Raw genomic sequence first — 18,788 nt, 5'->3', positions numbered from 1 at the left:
TGGTGACATGTCACCAAAGCAGCACATGTGTACATTTTTTTTACAAAACTACCTTCGAACTGTAGAATATACCAAAATCTAGGGATCACCTATGGAGAATCAGCGGGCAGTCATACACGAAGGCAAGGCTAAAATATTGTTTCGTCACCATGACGACAAACTTGCAGTGCAGCATTTTAAAGACACCATAACTGCCTTTAACTCTGTCAAGGCCGATTACATAGAAGGAAAGGGCGCAACAAATTGCCAGATAAGTAATATCTTGTTGTCACACATCGCTAGACACAATATCGCGACACATATCGTATCGCTTGTCAGCCCCAGAGAGCAACTGGTGCGGAAGTTGGACATGGTACCTTTGGAAATTGTCGTACGAAACGTCGCTGCCGGAAGTCTCTGCAAAAAGTTTGATATAGCTGAGGGACAGGTCTTTCCAGAGCCCCTGGTGGAGTTCTATCTCAAAAGCGACCGCCTAGGTGACCCGCTAATTACGGAAGACCATATAGTCTGTTTTCATATCGTCACAAAAAACGATCTGCAACAAATACGCTCCATGGCACTAAACATAAACTGCGTTCTCCGTGAGGTTTTTGCAAATGTAGGAATTACTCTTGTGGATTTTAAGTTTGAAGTCGGATTCTCAATTGAGGATCGCGTAATAGTCCTGGGAGATGAGATAAGTCCTGATACCTGCAGACTTCGCGATTCCACTACAAATAAGGTGCTCGATAAAGATTTGTACAGATTCAAACTAGGAGACGTTGGTGAGGGTTATAACGAGGTTCTACGCAGACTCGAGCAATACGCTCCGACTCATTAACAACACACAGCCATCTTCCTCCCTTCACGCACAACTGGAATTCGTTGGAATTTGCTATCCTCAAAACCAAAACTACCGCCCGTAGAATTTCATTAGTATATGCCATGTTGCCATAAATGGCCACTGTAGCTGCAGCCGAACAACTTTATCACAGTACACCTATTGACTTTTATGAAAGAAAAAACACATAGTTAATTTTTCAATAATTTATTTAGGAATAATCTACATGAATACAGGAGTCCTGCGTCAGCAGATACGGAAAAATTGTGAGGAATTGAGAGTTTTGGCTGTAAGAGAGGCAAGTCGAGTTATTGCGAATTTCTTTGAACGCAATTCTATGGAGGAGATAAGGCAGCACTTTAAGATGTTCGTGGGCCCTTCCGGGAGAGAAAGAGTAATCGATCCAGAACAGACATCAAAAGCCATTCAAACTGCAAGTGCCATTACAGATATCATTGGTGAGTTACACAATATTTATCAGCGTACACATAACGGCATGCACGGGCAAAATGGTGCTGCGCCCCTGACTGATGCACAAATTGATGCCGACGGAGAACGGACCGAGCAGATGTTGCTGAAGCTTTGTGAACTGTTGAGACCAATTAGAAAAAAGTATAATTGCAATTCTGCACCTGGACGCGTAATGGGGAGGGTTGGAAGAATCGCCACGGAAGGAATACTTTATATATTCCTTTCTCTACCGTCTTATTTAACGCAACTACGTAAAAGTGTGTTTGGAAAGTTTTTAGAGAGTTATGGAGCGCTGCCTCGTGTTATTACTGTGATGGCGTGGACGTCACTGCTAAGAGATTTTATGGCAGAAACCCTTGAACACGATACAGCAAAAAGCAATGACATATTTCTCAGAAAATGCCTGTTTTTAGTGGAAAAAGTTAAAGACAGAGCGGCATTGCGCGATGCGCTAGCACTTCATACTAAAGAACCTATGCCTGAACTTAGCATGAAGTACTTGAGGGCTTTGGAAAAAATTGTCACCATCACATCGCTGGAGGCACTAGTTAACCACAGAAAAACATACCCTGAATTATTGGAAACCGTTAATTATCTGGCCCGCACGGATCTGCACCCCAAGCACGAACTACTAGGCTATCAATTTGTACAGGAATCCTTTGAAGGCATGCGGGGCTTTGCACGCCTTATATCCGAGTATCTAGAAACCATGGAAAACTTGCTTAGATCCCGGAATATGGGCAACCGGTCACAGTGTCAACTTCTGCGAGGAAGGTTTCGTACATTATCAGCAGAATTTGTCGCATCTACTCGTTGGCTTTCACCCTCACAATGCGTAGAAGGGGAGAATACTTTGTCACACATGGCCAGAATGAGGAGGGTATACCACATTGCGCGCAGGACCCACAATTTAAATCCTCTATCCTCCATTGCACGGCCGCAATTGATACAAACTCCATATGATGCGCAGAACTTCGAAGATATCTTCGCAACATTACTAGAACGAGTACATCTGCTTGACAGGACTGTGTTCGATCTAGGAGATGTAGTTGCGCGGTGTGAGAGGCAGCACCGCGCATCCACTGCACACAGATCATGTACCCAAACGGCTGATATGCACAAGGACGATATTCTTAATCTAGACAAACTGGTGGCAAATTACGTGAAGCACCTGCAGCTTTTGCACCAACACGTCCACCCGCATAGGAATGACAGTTCGCAGGGAGCTCTCATCGACATGACAAGCTCTCTACTCTTTGATTCTATATATGTAGACTATAAGGATATGCCTAAAACAACTGTGAATTATTCATCCAACGTATCTATCTTACGGGATGCACTGCCGGGTCTGCGGCAAAGAGACGGAACAGAGGTACATAAATTTTATATGGAACTAAAGTGTGGAATAATTGACAATTTATTTCCGTCCATACGTTGTAATATTCCAACACTCCGTAATGCTGAACGTGTCTGGATAATAACACCTGACAACGCTCAAAATTCGCACAAACACCATACGTTTCCTGTTACAAGGAACAACGTAAGAGAGACGCACCCTAGCAATGCACCTGCACAAGTAAACGGAGAGCACCCTACATTCAGTACCCCCACTTCAACTGGACAGGCATCTGAAACCCATCTCTTTCATGATGTAGCTCACGGAAATAACACATGGCAAGTCCAACATGCATCAGATCTTGATCCAACCAATCCTACCTTTCTTGATCAGGAATCTCATTCCACAACATCACATACAAGTTCTCTAGACTCATCTGAGACACTAGCGGCGGCTGCTAACGACCCTACTACGCATCGGAGTACAGAAGTTGATGGCAAGTTCTCTTCAAGTCAAACCCCTGCATTTTCTGCACTCAAAACACTGGAACTTGCCACCTATCACGAGCTACAGGCAACCATTGATGGCATAGATGACAATGAGATGCCAAATTTGATGGACTCTGTTATGTCGTTCACCGACGAAGACTTACGTGCACTCGATATGTTGTTAGAGGGATGCAACCCTGGTCTCACGGATTGCGGGACGGCTCAGGAACTCCCAGTTGCTAATTTCGAAAATTACGCCACAGCGCCCGCTACATATGTGCCACATGGATATCAGAGTACCAACTGGTATAGTAGTCCTGCAGCCAGTGCGGCACTTGAACCCCTGGCAGATGGGGCGATTGAGCCCCATAGCGCGTCCAAGGTGCACACACACCATTGTGACGACTACCCTACCTCATTACAGGCACCACTCCTTGCATTTAATACAATAGCAAGGCACAATATCAATGAATGTAATAATCTTAATCACGACCGGCACCCTGGTAAAAGGATCTACAGTTATCAGCATTTAACCCAAGAAACTCCTAAAGTCGCAACAATGGAAAGTTCTAATCCAGCAAGAAAACGTATGATACCTGGAGAGGAAAACACAAGCTGGGATCAGCATCCCAGTGCCAAGAGGCATATAACTTGCGCTAGTTCAGTTCTAGAACTTGCTACGCATGACGCACTAGAGCTCGACAGTATTGTAAGCGCTTTGCCCCCTGACGCAGGCTCGGCTACCCAAGATATCGGTCGTATGCCTTCGCACGTTCTGGGGGCGCCAATCCTTGATGAGCTGCGTCTGACGCCAGGTATATTCTATTAGTGCTTAGTTGCGAAACTAGACCAATGTCTAGGGTTCACTGTGATAAGGTACGGTTTTGTCTAAGCGCAGTGCAGCACTATAGAAAGCTGGAGAGCGACGCTACTTGAAACAACTTATCTATGCAAGGGCTACATCACACTAATCTAATGTTAATGTGGTGTAGTTCTGCTCGCGGTAGTTACGTAAGCTCGTACTAACGCTGCATGTAGCGCAAATCTAATACCGTAGTTGGTACATTTTCCTGAAAGTTATTTCCAGGTCAAATGATACAGAAAAAATTTCTCCACTTATGGTTACCAACCTTGGCCAGTATTACCCGCAGCCACCCGTAGTGCTCAACCAGCAGCCAAAACATAGAACGTGTAGCAGTCCTAATCCCTGAGAAACCGTAGGCCTTTATGGCCATTGAACTAGCTAATAAAGAACTTGGAAAAGCGTTGCACGTAGCATGCCACCAGAGGTGCTGTGAATATAAATCCATCCATCCTGTCCAAAACCCCTCCATGACCTGGAAATATGAACCCACTGTCCTTTACCCCACACCAACGCTTTATGGCAGACTCTGTAAAGTCCCCACACTGAGCCACCAACGCTATGATCATTCCTATGAACAAAGAATGTGGCACAAAAAACAAACCGAATATCATGGACATTACCAGTGTGCTTACCGCACTAAACGCCATTCCTCCCCATAGGCCAGCCCAAGTCTTATTGGGACTGATAGTAGGCATTATCTTACGCACTCCATAGCTCCGTCCCACAAAATACGCCGCGATGTCGGTGCTCCAAATGCTCAGAGTAAGCCACATCAATATTATTGCCCCGTGTGGCAGCATGTATATGTACATCATCGAAGTATACGGCAAAACAATGGTGACTACAGCGCCCAAATAAAACCACCTATTCCCCTTAGTAATTTGATTCCACTCAAAAGATGAAACCATCACCAAGAGAAACATTAGTGCATAAAACACCACCCCTCCTTGGAAGAGGCCAAACAAAAACGTAAAACTACCTACAGCCGCCGAGATTGCCCTAAGCAGCAAATTCCTGTCCAACACCGGCACCCTATAATTCGCTATCGCCTCCTTGACCCCGTTAACCTGCTCTGCATACCTTTCCTTCAACTCACTGACCTTCATAGTCACCCCAAACAAAGCCTAACTCCCACTAGAAAAAGCACGCTCTCAAGCCGCACTCGACAACACCTAACATTAATCCTGCTACATGCCTAATTAAGACACTATCTACCATATTTCCTACGTCATACCAACTAGTCATCAAGCATTTCACATTAGGAAAAGTTTGTAGCGCTACATTTTATCTTATGACTGAATTGCTTCTACTGCTGCCGAAAGAGAGTACCAAACATTGCCCTGTGCTCACTAATTTTTACACTCACGTACACAATAAACCAAAACCAGATCTTAGGTACAATCGTTTGACATATCTGCACGAACGCACCTGGTAATCTGAATGCATCATATAGAAATCAGGCAGCAGCTCTGTAATATGGGAATACTACACTGTGCCGTAATGCACCCTGTCATCTGGTAAATCATGCACACATCAAAAACAGGCGTTTTCTACATGATATTTTCTCAGCGCCACTAGGAACTAGCCACAAACAAAAGCCACTAGGCAATGCCATACAGTGCTCCTAGCAGACCGCGCTATGCCATTGGAGACACGCTCCTGGACTTTGCCCGCTGGTGATACACTTTCCACAACACGCCGACGGCTACCAAACTCAGAGAAAAACCCATTCTGCAACAGTCAGGCACCCCAGAGAGCGCACTATCCCAAGATCTCACTTTCCTTAGCAGTAAAGGCATCGGTAATTTTCTTAATAAAAGAATCAGTAATCTTCTGCACTTCGGCACTAACACTGTGAAAGTCGTCCTCCGAGATCGCCTTGTCATCCTGCATAGTTTTCAGCTTCTCTATGGCGTCACGCCTTATATTTCGCATTGAAACCTTTCCTTCTTCGGTCAGCTTATTCAGCATTTTCACCAGATTCTTTCGCACATCATTAGTAAGCTCCGGAACAGCAAGCCGCACTGTGCTCGATTCACACACCATGCCAAACCCTAAATTTGAAGCTTCTATTGCGGTTTTTACCGCCCCAAGCAAACTTGCATCCCAAAGCGAAACCAGTAGGTTTCGCCCCGAAACAGAGATGCTGGCAACCGTATTTAGCTTCGCTTTGCTGCCATAACACTGCACCGTAACCCCATCCAACAAGGACGCACTTACTCTTCCCGTCCTAATGCCTGCTACATCGTTGAGAAACATGGCTAGGGTCTTTTCCATTCTCTCCTGGGCATATTGCTTAACTGTACTGGTCACTCTTCCTCCGATTCAGATATAGTGGTAAACATTCCCCTTCCCTTCACGACTTCTGAGAAAGAATCCTCCTTACTCAGATCGAATACTATTATCGGAAGAGAGTTATCCCTTGCAAGAGATACAGCAGCAGCGTCCATGATCCTGAGGTTAGATGCTAAACAGGCATGGTAAGACACCTTGTCATATCTTTTAGCAGAACAATCCTTCTTAGGATCGGAAGAATAGACACCGTCAACCTGAGTGCCCTTAAAAATCGCATCACAGCGCATTTCTATACTACGTAACACTGCAGCAGTATCAGTGGTAAAAAATGGGCTACCAATGCCTGCAGCACAAATAATCACCCTTCCCTTCTCAAGATGGCGAATGGCACGACGCCTAATGTACGTTTCACAGACCGCAGTCATCGGGATCGCCGAAAGAACTCTGCTCTCCACCCCTATTTCTTCTAAGGAATTCTGCAGCACCAACGCATTGATCATCGTCGCCAACATTCCTACATAATCGTTACTTGCCCGTTCAAACCCAAACGTCGCGGTTGAGCCGCGGAAAATATTGCCGCCACCTACTACCAGGCACAGCTCCACCCCCAATTCCTTGACGTTTTTTATATCACGCGACAACTTCTTGATGATATTCTGATCAAAACCACCTTCTGTCGCAAGAGCTTCACCAGAAACTTTAAGCAAAACCCTCGAATAACGCACCTGCCCCGCAGAACCATTACTAACTGACATATCCAAGCGTAAATCCCCCATGGGACCAAATAATTACACAACAATCCTATAATAAATAAGCGCGTCTAACTAGTCTACAGAAACATGTACTTTGTGAACTTACAACCGCCTCCATGCAAAACAACACCTGCAGGAGCACCCATTTCACCACCTGAACACAGCTGTACCTCATGCCCAAGTTGCGAGACGCAACAGACATAAATGCTTACGTCGCTTACTCACCTGTATCATCCGCCACAAACATTACCTCATAGCGAACATGTCGCGAACTTCGCCAAGAACCTGCCAGCAATACACTAAGCAACTTTCTCGGTAACAGGATCGGAAACTTGAGCTGTCGCCTCTTGTTTTGTTTTATAATCCAGAACTTTCAAAACCCTCTTCAACAAATTTGGCGCTAGAATTGAAAGAAAATTGACCGAGATATCATGCACCTTTGACGTCCCCTTAACCTGATAGTCAATAGCAACAATACCCCTACTCAAACCACCCCCTGTGAGCAGTTTACCAATCATCGGGGTGTTCCATACCATTTTATTTACGGCATAGGCAGGAACTATTTGTCCTCGCACATCAAAATTCTTCGCTTTCAGGTCTATCTTACCGCCAAGACTTATCCCTAGCTCGACCCCTTCCATCCACGTTTCTTCAAAATGAATAACGTCATTGCTATAGTTAAATGGAACATTCAGCTTGCTGAAATGTATACCACTACCACTCAGCGTGTTACTAATCCCCTTTAAGGACGACAAAGTCAGTATCTGCGCCAATATGGGTGCACCAACCACATTGAACCTACTGATAGAAAACATACCCCTAGTTTCACCTGGGTGTTGTTCGGGGTAAAGATAGAGCGACAAGGTGCCACCATCAACAGTACTCAACACATCAATTGCACGTAAAAATTTGCCAGCATTTCCTGTCTCCACAGCCAGCCCCATTGCGCCATAATCAATGCTAACCCCCTTGTTACTGCCCGAAAAATCTCCACGCACTTTGATATCCGTCTCACCTTTCTCATTTATCACAAACGCAAAATCCGCATTATCTACCAGGACTCCGTTGTTCATCAAAGCCTGTGCCGCCTTTACACTCACGTTAGCTTTCTTAACATTCGAGCTTTCCACGGATGACATCCTGTGCACCAAACCACCCAGGTTAATTTTACTGAGATCTAAGAACTTTCCCTCGATGCTTGCAGCCAGAACATCATTTGCAAGGTTAACATTAATTGCCGCATCTGTCTCTGCAAAATGAAGCTTTTCCGAAATTAGCTCTACCGCGCTTTCCCCTATTTTTCCGTGTAAGTGAACATCAGTGTCATTCCCCTGCACCCGAAGATCATTTACAACGAATATGTCGCTGTCAGATTCCTTAATCGCTGAAAATGTTAGCATTCTCTCCGTTAGCTCTTCATCACTTTCCTGCGCCACTCCCATGTACAGCCCCCTAATATCGGACATTCCCGTTACAGCAAGCTGCCCGGTATGATAGTCCAAAGTACAGTCGATGATCGTCCTAGCTTGCCCTTTTATATCAAACCCCTCAGCAACCACGCTCAAACGCTGCAGATCATCTCCTGACACATATCCTTCAAATTTACAACGAACTCCCGCGTTTTCGTCCCCGGCAATATCCGCGTTGAAGAACATGCTTTGCCCATTCATCTCACCCTTACCATCAACTTTTACATCTCCGCCTTCGTATTCCACTTGCATGGAAGTGTTCTGAAGATGAAAAGCACCAAGCACTTTTTCTACACTAAAATCTTGCACATCAGATGTAAGAGACACTGTGGCGGTGGCTTTCTCTTCACCGTGAAGATTTTTAACCACAATGGAAAACTTCGTATCAGCTTTTCCAGCCACATTTTCGCCACCTAGGCCAAAAAAGTCATCGCCTCCCACCTCATTGTACAGTTTAGCTGCATCTGCATGTGATCTGCCATGCACTTCCAACTTTGCATCATCCTTTTGGATGCCTTTGATCATGGCTACTCCCTCCTGGGCCCGGATGCCACGGTATGAATAATTCCCTGACCTTATTACCAGATCTCCCTTACTGATCAGCAACCCACCATCAACCACATTTACGGCGCCAAGTTCATCCTCGATAGCAACTACCGCATCTTTTAAATGCGAACTCACTATGTAGTTTGCCAAATTTCCCATATCGTATATGAGGCCATGATAGGCTACTTGCGGCTCTCTGAATGACCCACTCAACACATTTTCGCAGTACCAAGTGCGAGCCTGTTCATACATATCCTTCGGCCAATATGCACACACTTTTTTAGATTCCACTTCGTACCCAGCTAAGTTGAGCGTCAGATATTTCGTAGCTGCATCGAAATTGGCACCGGCCTTTATTGCCATATCGTCGGCCCAGAGATCAAAACCAGAAACCTGCAGCTTCCCATCGCTATATTTGGCACGCATTTTGAATTTATCCACCACAATTTCTTCGTCATGAAGGTAAGGAAATACCCCCTCAAGACTATGAACATTAATGCTGCCATATTCCACGTTTGAATGTGCATCAAGTACTATATCTGCGGTACCAGAAGCCTTGAGATACTGGTACCTAGCAAACCTTTCATCAAAGACACTGAAGTACTTTAAAAGCTTGGTGTCAAAATTACTATACTTTAAATGCAGCGATACCACTCCCTTATAGTGCTCTGACAGCTTAGCTTTCATTGCCGAGCCGCCACTCACCAGCTCAAGGTTGAATACCCGCCCATCATATTCGTTTTCCGCCCCGAAGCGTAAGTGGTCAACTATTATGCTATCACCGCTGCTATCACGCAAAAGTAACTCACCTATCTTTACCGGAACATCAGAACGTACGAGCATAAGCATCTTTTCACGAAGAGTATTCGCGGTAAATGGTAAACGGGCCGTTGCAGCTTTTCTTGGAAGTTCTGGATGCTTAAAATCAACACTTATCTTCGGTACCTCTAGGCGACTGTTCCCCCAGTCCCCCCACAAAAACAGAATCCCTATTTTTGAATATACAGAGACCTCGGGAACCAGCACCTCGATGCCCATGTTTTTGTCTACCATCCGCACATCAGCAGCACACAGAAAAAAGTTCTCATCAGCACGGCGCCATGTGATTTTCACATCCTGCATACTGACCTTGGCTCCGGAAAAAACCGACGCCAACTTATGCTCCAAAAACATGTCTATTAGGCGCGAACGAAACTCCAGAGTCTCCTTGGTGCTCACATGGTAGTACAGGACACCACCAAACAGCAAAACAAGGCCAACACACAATAACCTTATAAAAACCCACACTGCTGAATTCATCACACTTTATCGACCACTATGCAGCAGGCATTTTCAACGCACAGAAACCTGGCGTTCGATCGCATCCTTTGCTAGTGAGTCAGCCTCCTCATTGTACCTGTTCCCAGCATGAGCTTTCACCCATTCCCATGTTACATTATGCCTCAGCGAAAGCTTTTCCAGCTCCATCCACAAATCTACATTTTTCACGGCAGAATTATTTGATGTACGCCAGCCATTTAACTTCCACTTGTGTATCCATGAAGTGATCCCGTTTTTAACATAGATGCTGTCAGTGTGCACACACACATTTTTCCCCTCATCAAGTGCAGCCAACGCTGATATAACTGCAGTAAGCTCCATTCTGTTATTCGTTGTATCCGAACAGCTGCCAGTAATCTTACTCTCCTTTCCACAAGGGAAGAGCAATACAGCCCCCCAACCTCCAGGACCAGGATTTCCTAAACAAGCCCCATCTGTATAAATAACAACCCTATCACCGCCCATAAGTACTACAAATTCACCGTTTTTGATTGTATTCCAATACCCTGCATAATACAATGACATTCGTGTTAGTGCCTTTAGCCTTGCCGATAGAAAAAGGGCAGCTGTGTTTTTCATGGTTCTCTTTGTAGGGTGCCATAAATCTACCTAGCGCTACCAGATGTATGAGCAGCAACCTTGGCCCCCAAATTAGGTGCTCTAACTACGGATAGAACATGTGATTAGAAAGAATGAGTTGCCTGGAAAGAGTGACGGGTGTGCCTCAAGAAATTGAGGATACCTTCTGCGTTGATGTTTGCCTAAGTAATCCCAATAAGTCACTTGTCATAATCCTAAAAGACGGCGAGTCACTTGACCTCCGCCTCCATATCTTGAGATTCTTTGACAATAACCATGACATATTCACCTTCCCAGCATGGGACTTTCAACCCCATAAGGGCATGTCCCCCAGCAGCCACGTGATGTCTGCAAGGGTCAGGTGCCTACAAAACCTACTCTCAGCATCAAAACCATATGTCCTCATAACGACTGTAGGGGCCATAACACAAAAAGTGCTGCCAAGAAGCGTCGTGCCCTCCATGACAATGAATATAAAACCTGGACAAACACTATCTATGGATGCCTTGATAGGTTATCTGGTGGAGCACGGATACTCTCAATGTGCTTCGGTGGTGCAAGAGGTAGGAAGCTTCGCCGTAAGAGGAGAGATAGTAGATATATTCCAGTCTGCTGATGAAGACCCCATCAGAATATACTTTTGTTATGACACCATAGAATCTATAAAGTTTTTTCAAATAACCACACAGCTCACGGTTGGCGAAGCCCTAGAGGATCTACTAATCCTCCCCGTCTCAGAGGTGATTAAAAACGATGGCAATATTCAAAGTTTCAAAGCACGTGCCGCCCAGTTGGCCGAGACCCACCCTGCACTATATGAAGCAGTAATCTCACGACAAAAGTATCCTGGAGAGGAACAGCTATTGCCCTGCTTCGTGGAATCTCTAGAAACTATATTTGACTACGTAAAAGGTGCAGTGCTGGTTTTTAGTGAAGCGGTGGCCCACAACCTCCCCCTTTACATTGAAAAAATTATCGAGGAATCAGTGGCCGACTTTTCCACTTCTCTGCCACGCATATCAATGGACCTTGCTGATTATCTCGAGGCATCTAGGCCATTCGCCAAAATAGTTGCCTATCACTTTGAACCACTGGACAAAAGCATTGTTGAGCGTGCTCGCAGCACAAAGAAGAGACGTGGTCTATTCACTGCAATACCAAATTTCAGGCTACAAGCCAAAGAGAGAAACTCAACAATTTTCGCGGCTGCAGCAGATTATATGGCAAAAACTACAAAGCCCGTTATTCTAGCGTGCTACTGTCGCGAGTCTTTACAGTACCTAGTGGAAAAGTTCAAATCCTTTGACATCAGTATGTCACCTGTGCACAGCTACAGTGATGTACGCAGTGGTTACAGCATTGCTATTGCGCCGATGCAAAACGGTGTAGAAACCCAAAATTTTATCCTCATAACTGAGCATAGCCTTCTCGGAAGGGAGTACAGCGTTCGTAAAACCAAAGCAACAATAGCTAGCAATGCATCTGACTTGACCATAGGTGATGTAGTGGTCCACAGAGACTATGGTGTCGGCATATTCAATGCCTTAAAAACCCTCACAGTATGCGGTAACTGTCATGACTTTGTCGAGATCTCCTATAGAAACGATGACAAGCTATTTGTCCCCGTGGAAGACACAGATCTGATCACAAAGTACGGTAACAACACCGACGTTATCCTCGATAAACTGGGCAGCACCTCTTGGCAGGAAAAGAAAGCTAAGTTGAAAAAACGCATCAGAGATATCGCAAAAGCACTCCTGAGCTCTGAAGCAATGCGCAGACTGTCTGAAGGGAGTAAATTTTTTGCCAGCACAGCTTACAGGGACTTCTGCAAGGAATGCGCATATGTAGAGACTGAAGACCAATTAAAGGCCATTGCCGACGTCGAAAACGATCTATCAAGCGGCAAGGTTATGGATAGACTCATCTGCGGCGATGTGGGATTTGGTAAAACTGAAATAGCCCTGCGCGCAGCATTTTTAGTGGTCAGCGAAGACATTACGTGCCAAGTGGCCGTAATAGTGCCTACCACCCTCTTGTGTAATCAGCACTTTGGCGCTTTTAAAGACAGATTCAAAAACTACGACGTCAATATCCAGCAGCTTTCTAAAGTTACTGCCAGAAAAAAACAACAAATCAAAAGGGATCTAGAAGAAGGGAACATCAACATAATAATCGGCACCAGTGCTCTCCTAACCGATGACGTACGTTTCTTAGATCTCAGGCTATTAATAATAGACGAAGAACAGCACTTTGGAGTGCAACAAAAGGAGAAAATGCGTCTGTTCAAGAGTAAAGTTCATGTTTTGTCCCTATCGGCAACTCCCATACCTAGGACGTTGCACATGTCGCTATCAGGCATTAAGGATCTCAGCATTTTACGCACTCCCCCCATTGGAAGATTGGCAGTTGAGATATCCATATCCCACTACAACAATAAAGCGATAAAGGAGGCCATACTTAAGGAAATAAGCCGTGGTGGCAGAATATTTTTCACTTGCCCACTCATATCAGATATCGCACCAGTTATGGAGAAGCTGAAACAGTTGGTTCCTGAAGTGAAGATAGCCGTGGCGCATGGAAAAACTGCTGCAAGCACGCTGGATAAAATTATGAATGAGTTCTATGAAGGAAAGTTCTCTCTACTGCTCACAACATCAATAATAGAGAGCGGTATAGATGTACCAATAGCAAATACTATTATTGTATACAATGCAGACATGTTCGGGCTAGCGCAGCTGTACCAGCTGAAGGGAAGAGTTGGGCGGAGTACCACGCAGGGCTATGCTTATTTTTTACTCTCCAACAAGGCCGTTCCCAATTCTCCGGGAGTCAGAAGACTAGAAATTCTCAAGTCATTAAACAGCATCGGCTCTGGGTTTTCTTTGTCACTTCAAGACATGGATATGCGCGGTTTTGGCAATCTAGTGGGAGAAGAACAGTCTGGAAACATAAAAGAAATAGGAACGGAGCTATATTACAAGATGTTGTCTGAAGAAATGGAAGCTTGTAAATCCGCAACTGAAGACATAAGAAGTTGCCATGATGTGAAAGTAGACATCAATATCAACGTGAGAATTCCTCCCGCATACATTCGGGACCTTGACTTGAGAATGAACGTATACAAAAAAGTCAGTGGACTGAAAACACCCACAGAGATTGAGCGCTGTGCAGCAGAGTTGACAGATAGATTCGGAAAACCGCCACGTGAAGTTGAAAACCTGCTAGATGTGCTTCACATAAAACATCTGTGCTCGATTATACGTATATCTGAAGTCACGCAAATGAAAAACAGCGTCACTCTGCAATTTCAACGCAGCCTGGGTCCAAAAGAGGAAAGGCTTTTGGAGTACTTTGTGCGCAACATGGGAATATTTACCATCACCGGAAGCAACGTCAAAATGACCGTGCCCGGAGTACATGCCCCCAGCATCACAAAATATGTAATCTCCCAGTTATCTACCATGTGTGGCCTACTTTCGGAAAGCAATGTGTGTTCACAGAATACGAACCAGGTTTGCTAACCACCCACGCCACCAGCAAAATATCTTTTGCGTCTGTTAGGCGATGCGTGAACACTTCACTTCCACCACAAATGTAGCACAGTCACCCCGTATTTGTTACTATGGGTAGAAGTGATATACCTGAGAGATTTTTTTGTTTAGTGGAATTATCGCTGCAGTAGGGCATTTAGTCGATGTTTCCAGGATCAGCGAATCTGACGTCATAGCTCATATCGGTACTCAAAAAAAGGAGATTTTTGGCGGAATTAGTAAAGGCAGTTCCGTATCGTGCTCTGGGGCTTGTCTCACGGTAGTAGAAAAGTGCGACGAGCATTTTGTGGTAAATATTTCTGCGGAAACCATGAGAGCAACCAATCTAAAACTGTGGACCAAAGGTACAAAAATCAACCTGGAACCTTCTCTAAAAGTTGGCGACCCACTAGATGGGCATCTTGTGCAGGGACACGTGGACTGTCTCGGCACTGTACTCTCGATAACTCGCAATGCCGGGTCCCGTGTGGTGGAGATTCTCTGCGACGAATCCCAAATGAAATACCTGGCACACAAGGGCTCCGTAGCAGTCGATGGAGTTTCATTGACCATAAATGACGCCTCCCCCGGAAAATTTTGCGTGAATATTGTCCCTTACACCTGGGACAACACCACGTTTCAGTATCTTATGGTGGGAGACATTGTAAACATTGAAACCGATCTTATCGCCAGGTACCTGGCGGCTTTACACCGGGCATAACCCCCAAGCCTTCCCGTGGTTCCAAAGTAATAGCAAATGCTACCAACAGACCTTCTCTGCGGTGCGACATACGGATAAAACCTCAAGACAGGTCGGTACTATTGCGAACATGCCCAAGAGGGCAACACTACGCAAAACAAAAACTACAAGTGCTCATGCCAGCACGGGCTGCTGCCGGACACCGCGCTAGTACCCACTCAAAATCCTATCCACCAGCTCAGCTACAGTAGGGACATGCCCATTGTTGTAGAACTCATCGCTGCCAAACCTGTAAGCATTATGCCCAGAAAACATGAGCTCCCTTTCACAATCTCCTTGGTGAATGATATTCTGCAAAGTTTTTTGAATACAAAAACTCCTAGGATCTGGCTTCTCCCCTGTGTTGAAGTCATCATGATCCTTCCAGTTGCTGAACTTACAGTGACTAAGGCAACCCATACAGCCTACTTGGTCTGCGTGTATTTCACGTGCCTTTTCATCAGTGACAAAAATCACGGTATCACTTGGCGTCTTCATAACTGCACTATATCCAGCCGCCATCCACCCTTCCACCTTCTCTTTGTCAGCAGACTTTACGTATATCTTACGTCCCCTAACCCCAAATACCACCTCAGTATCGTACTCCCCGCTGCACTCGTCACTGAACGGCACCTGCCGCTCGTTACGCTGCTGCAATTCTTTGATAAACTCGTTTTTTACCGCTGAAGAATAGAAACCTGTTGGACTAAAGCGGTTCAGATAAACATCACCCTTGGCCAAAGTTAGCAGCTTCCTCTTCCAAAACATGGAAATAGGGCTTTCTTCAGTAACCAAGGGCCTGGTCCCAAACTGGAACGCTACAGGACCTATGCGCTCATCCTCAAGCCACGATTCCCATTCCTTTAGGTGCCATACTCCCCCAGCCATAATTATTACAACATGAGAAAGACCTACCTCATTCATGAACGCCCTAATATTGGCAACGCGCTCATATGGCGACTCCGGCTGGTCAGGAGCTTCACTGTTACTAATCCCGTTATGCCCTCCAGCAAGCCAGGGGTCTTCATAAACGACCCCACCCAACAAATCATGAGGAAACTTGCGGTAAGAGCGATTCCACAGTATTTTAAAAGCACGAACGGATGAAACTATCGGATAGTAATAAATCCCATATTGTTGCGCAAACGCAGCCACCTTATAAGGCATGCCTGCGCCACAGGTCACTCCATGGATAAGACCTTGGGCACCGTCCAGTATCCCATGCAGAACCTCGTCTACGTTCCCCATTTCCCACAGAACGTTCATATGTATCCGACCACGGCCTTTGGATAAATCATAAGCCACTTGCGCCTGACTAATGCCGGCGCGGATTGAATATTCTATCAGTTCACGGTTACGTTCTCTCCTGGTCTTACCTTTGTATTGTATCGGAACGTACTCTCCATTGCTGTCTATAAAGTCGGGGCTGGCACCAGAAAATGTCCCTACGGCATCCGCTGCTGCAAAGGCGCCGGAACTCCTACCATTGCTAACTCCTATTCCTTTCCCCCCTTCAATGATAGGCCACACCTCACGACCAGAAACATTAATTTTCTTGATTCCTTTCAGCAAACGCGCAACCCTCCCCCAGCCAAACAACACGTCAACCACCTTATCAGGGCTCTGCCATCCATTTATACGAACCATGGCACACATGCGAGTCTAGCACTTATAGGTGCTTTCAGTCAATCGAAATGCGGCTTTGCCTATACAGGCTATATATGACATAAATCCGGTACAGCACGACAAATTTGTGCAATCCTACTCACATCTTACAAGAAATTACTGAGATTTTCCGCAATATCCTGTTCGCTGACATTACCATCACCGTAACACATACAGAATGGTAGAATCTCCCATAAAAACACGATTGAACACCACAGGTTTCCCGAAGAATCGCATTAAATGCTGCACTTGAAAAAAACAACAAAGCTATTGCTATACCAAGGCCACAACAGCCTTCCTAAAACGTCTGGCATACTGGTAATTTCCATGTGGAGCTCGGTATCACAATATGCCAGTGTGCACAGCATGGCACTAAACCACAAAACAAGGTGGCCACAACTCCCCCATTTCCTAGTTCGGTATACCGAGTAAAATCGGCCATAAAGCGGTTTTAATAGTCCTTTCTAAATATCTCACAGCAATGCCTTCAGCCCCTGCCGCCTGGCCTCTATATTGCTCATAGCAGCAATTTCTACTTTTATGCTACAACGCAATGCTGTAACATCAACGACCTCATATCTTAAAATCATTGTGATCATGGAACCGGTATTAACAAAACTCAAAAACAACATGCTAGTCGTCACCGAGAGAGTTAGTGGTGTCAACTCAGTTGGCATTAATCTCTGGATTAAAGTTGGTAGCAGACATGAGCAAATCGAGAAGATAGGGCTGGCCCACTTTTTAGAGCACATGGCATTTAAGGGCACCACATCAAGATCGGCACTGGATATCGCCAAAACATTTGATGCCATAGGGGGTAATTTCAATGCATATACCGATAAGGAGCACACAGTATATCACCTAAAGGTGATGAAAAAGGACATCCACACAGCACTCGAGGTCCTAACCGATATAGTGCTTAACTCCTCATTCCCTGAAGAGGAGATCATGCGGGAAAAAGATGTTGTGTTACAGGAGATATATCAAACAAATGACACCCCAAGCAGCATAATTTTTGACAAATATGTGGAAGTTGCTTACCAGGAGCAAATATTCGGAAAACCAATTCTTGGTTCGGTGCAAACCGTGCAAAACTTCTCGAAAAAAGACCTGGTTTCTTACATGGAAAAACACTACTTCGGCAGCAACCTGGTGCTCGCGATTTCTGGTGACATATCGCACGATGAAGTACTGAAAATGTGCCAAGGCTTGGCGGAGATAAAGGACAAACAGCCAGCCTCTCTTCCCTCACCGGAGTATACCGGCGGGGAATATTTAGAAGAAAGAAAGCTTGAACAGGTAAACGTGATCCTGGGTTTTCCTGGTGTACCTTACACTGATGACAGGTTTCACACCTTACAGGTATTCGATACAATATTAGGTAGCGGACTTTCTTCTAGGCTCTTTCAAGAAGTGCGAGAAAAACTTGGGTTGGTGTATAGTATTTACTCGTTTAATTCCAGTTATTCTGACAGCGGTCTCTTCTCTATCCACGCCGCAACAGATAGCTCCAAGCTCCCCAAACTACTACAAACCGTGACCACGGAAATAAAATCCTTACCGGATACACTAAAGGCAGATGAAATAACACGTGCCAAAAGTAAACTTGAATCTGAGATCTTGATGTCGAGAGAGAGCCCCGTATCAAAAGCAGAAGCACTTGGTTATTACTACTCTCACTACGGTAAGTACATTTCCCAAGAAGAATTGATAGAAAAAATAAGGAATGTAACCGCGGATGACATAAAACAAGTGGGCTATTTCCTGTTAAAAAATAGCTCCCAAATATCCGTTGCTGCCATCGGCAAAGTAGGATCCCTAGCATCTAGAGAGGAAATTTCTGCAATGCTTGGATAAATGTAGCAGCGCTTACGGTTTTACCATGCCACTTGGGAACGAATTGTGCGGGC

At 45.2% G+C, this 18,788-nt stretch carries 11 protein-coding genes; 5 read left to right on the top strand and 6 right to left on the bottom strand.

Annotated features, from left to right (window positions below; genetic code table 11):
* The first annotated feature begins 91 nt into the window (after positions 1–91).
* Both purC and ANPL_RS00660 read left to right on the top strand, forming a co-directional pair.
* Positions 92–820 carry a phosphoribosylaminoimidazolesuccinocarboxamide synthase gene (purC, locus tag ANPL_RS00665; protein ID WP_169192896.1) on the top strand — a complete coding sequence of 243 codons (729 nt, stop codon included), beginning with the start codon at positions 92–94 and terminating at the stop codon, positions 818–820.
* Between the two features lie 226 nt (positions 821–1,046).
* Positions 1,047–3,944: a hypothetical protein gene (locus ANPL_RS00660; RefSeq protein WP_169192895.1), complete on the top strand. Its 2,898-nt coding sequence runs from the start codon at positions 1,047–1,049 to the stop codon at positions 3,942–3,944.
* Positions 3,945–4,354: 410 nt separating this feature from the next.
* Here the strand turns inward: ANPL_RS00660 and ANPL_RS00655 are convergent, their stop codons facing one another.
* The 5 genes from ANPL_RS00655 to rnhA form a co-directional block, all read right to left on the bottom strand.
* Positions 4,355–5,086 (bottom strand): phosphatidate cytidylyltransferase, encoded by a 732-nt coding sequence (locus tag ANPL_RS00655; protein ID WP_169192894.1) that lies wholly within the window; start codon positions 5,084–5,086, stop codon positions 4,355–4,357.
* A gap of 655 nt (positions 5,087–5,741) precedes the next feature.
* Positions 5,742–6,257, bottom strand: coding sequence for a ribosome recycling factor (frr, locus tag ANPL_RS00650; protein ID WP_410518188.1), 516 nt, complete (start codon positions 6,255–6,257; stop codon positions 5,742–5,744).
* A 32-nt stretch (positions 6,258–6,289) separates the two neighbouring features.
* Positions 6,290–7,030, bottom strand: coding sequence for a UMP kinase (gene pyrH, locus ANPL_RS00645; protein WP_169192892.1), 741 nt, complete (start codon positions 7,028–7,030; stop codon positions 6,290–6,292).
* 296 nt (positions 7,031–7,326) lie between these two features.
* Entirely contained in the window at positions 7,327–10,341 is a 3,015-nt protein-coding gene (locus ANPL_RS00640; RefSeq protein ID WP_169192891.1) for a YhdP family protein, read from the bottom strand.
* Positions 10,342–10,374: 33 nt separating this feature from the next.
* Positions 10,375–10,827 carry a ribonuclease HI gene (rnhA, locus tag ANPL_RS00635; protein WP_169192890.1) on the bottom strand — a complete coding sequence of 151 codons (453 nt, stop codon included), beginning with the start codon at positions 10,825–10,827 and terminating at the stop codon, positions 10,375–10,377.
* Between the two features lie 227 nt (positions 10,828–11,054).
* On the opposite strand from rnhA, the gene mfd reads away from it, so the two are divergent.
* Both mfd and ANPL_RS00625 read left to right on the top strand, forming a co-directional pair.
* Positions 11,055–14,465 (top strand): transcription-repair coupling factor, encoded by a 3,411-nt coding sequence (mfd, locus tag ANPL_RS00630; protein WP_169192889.1) that lies wholly within the window; start codon positions 11,055–11,057, stop codon positions 14,463–14,465.
* A 133-nt stretch (positions 14,466–14,598) separates the two neighbouring features.
* Positions 14,599–15,195: a riboflavin synthase gene (locus ANPL_RS00625; protein ID WP_169192888.1), complete on the top strand. Its 597-nt coding sequence runs from the start codon at positions 14,599–14,601 to the stop codon at positions 15,193–15,195.
* A 186-nt stretch (positions 15,196–15,381) separates the two neighbouring features.
* On the opposite strand, the gene ANPL_RS00620 is transcribed toward ANPL_RS00625, so the two are convergent.
* Entirely contained in the window at positions 15,382–16,785 is a 1,404-nt protein-coding gene (locus ANPL_RS00620; protein ID WP_169193584.1) for an NAD(P)H-dependent flavin oxidoreductase, read from the bottom strand.
* A 690-nt stretch (positions 16,786–17,475) separates the two neighbouring features.
* On the opposite strand from ANPL_RS00620, the gene ANPL_RS00615 reads away from it, so the two are divergent.
* Positions 17,476–18,735, top strand: a complete 1,260-nt coding sequence (locus ANPL_RS00615; RefSeq protein ID WP_169192887.1) for a M16 family metallopeptidase — start codon at positions 17,476–17,478, stop codon at positions 18,733–18,735.
* The last annotated feature ends 53 nt before the right edge of the window (positions 18,736–18,788 follow it).

Origin of the sequence: Anaplasma platys, assembly GCF_012790675.1 — a bacterium.
GTDB classification, from domain to species: Bacteria; Pseudomonadota; Alphaproteobacteria; order Rickettsiales; family Anaplasmataceae; genus Anaplasma; species Anaplasma platys.
The sequence above is the reverse complement of the archived record's forward strand: the minus strand, read 5'-3'. Positions and strand labels throughout refer to the sequence as shown.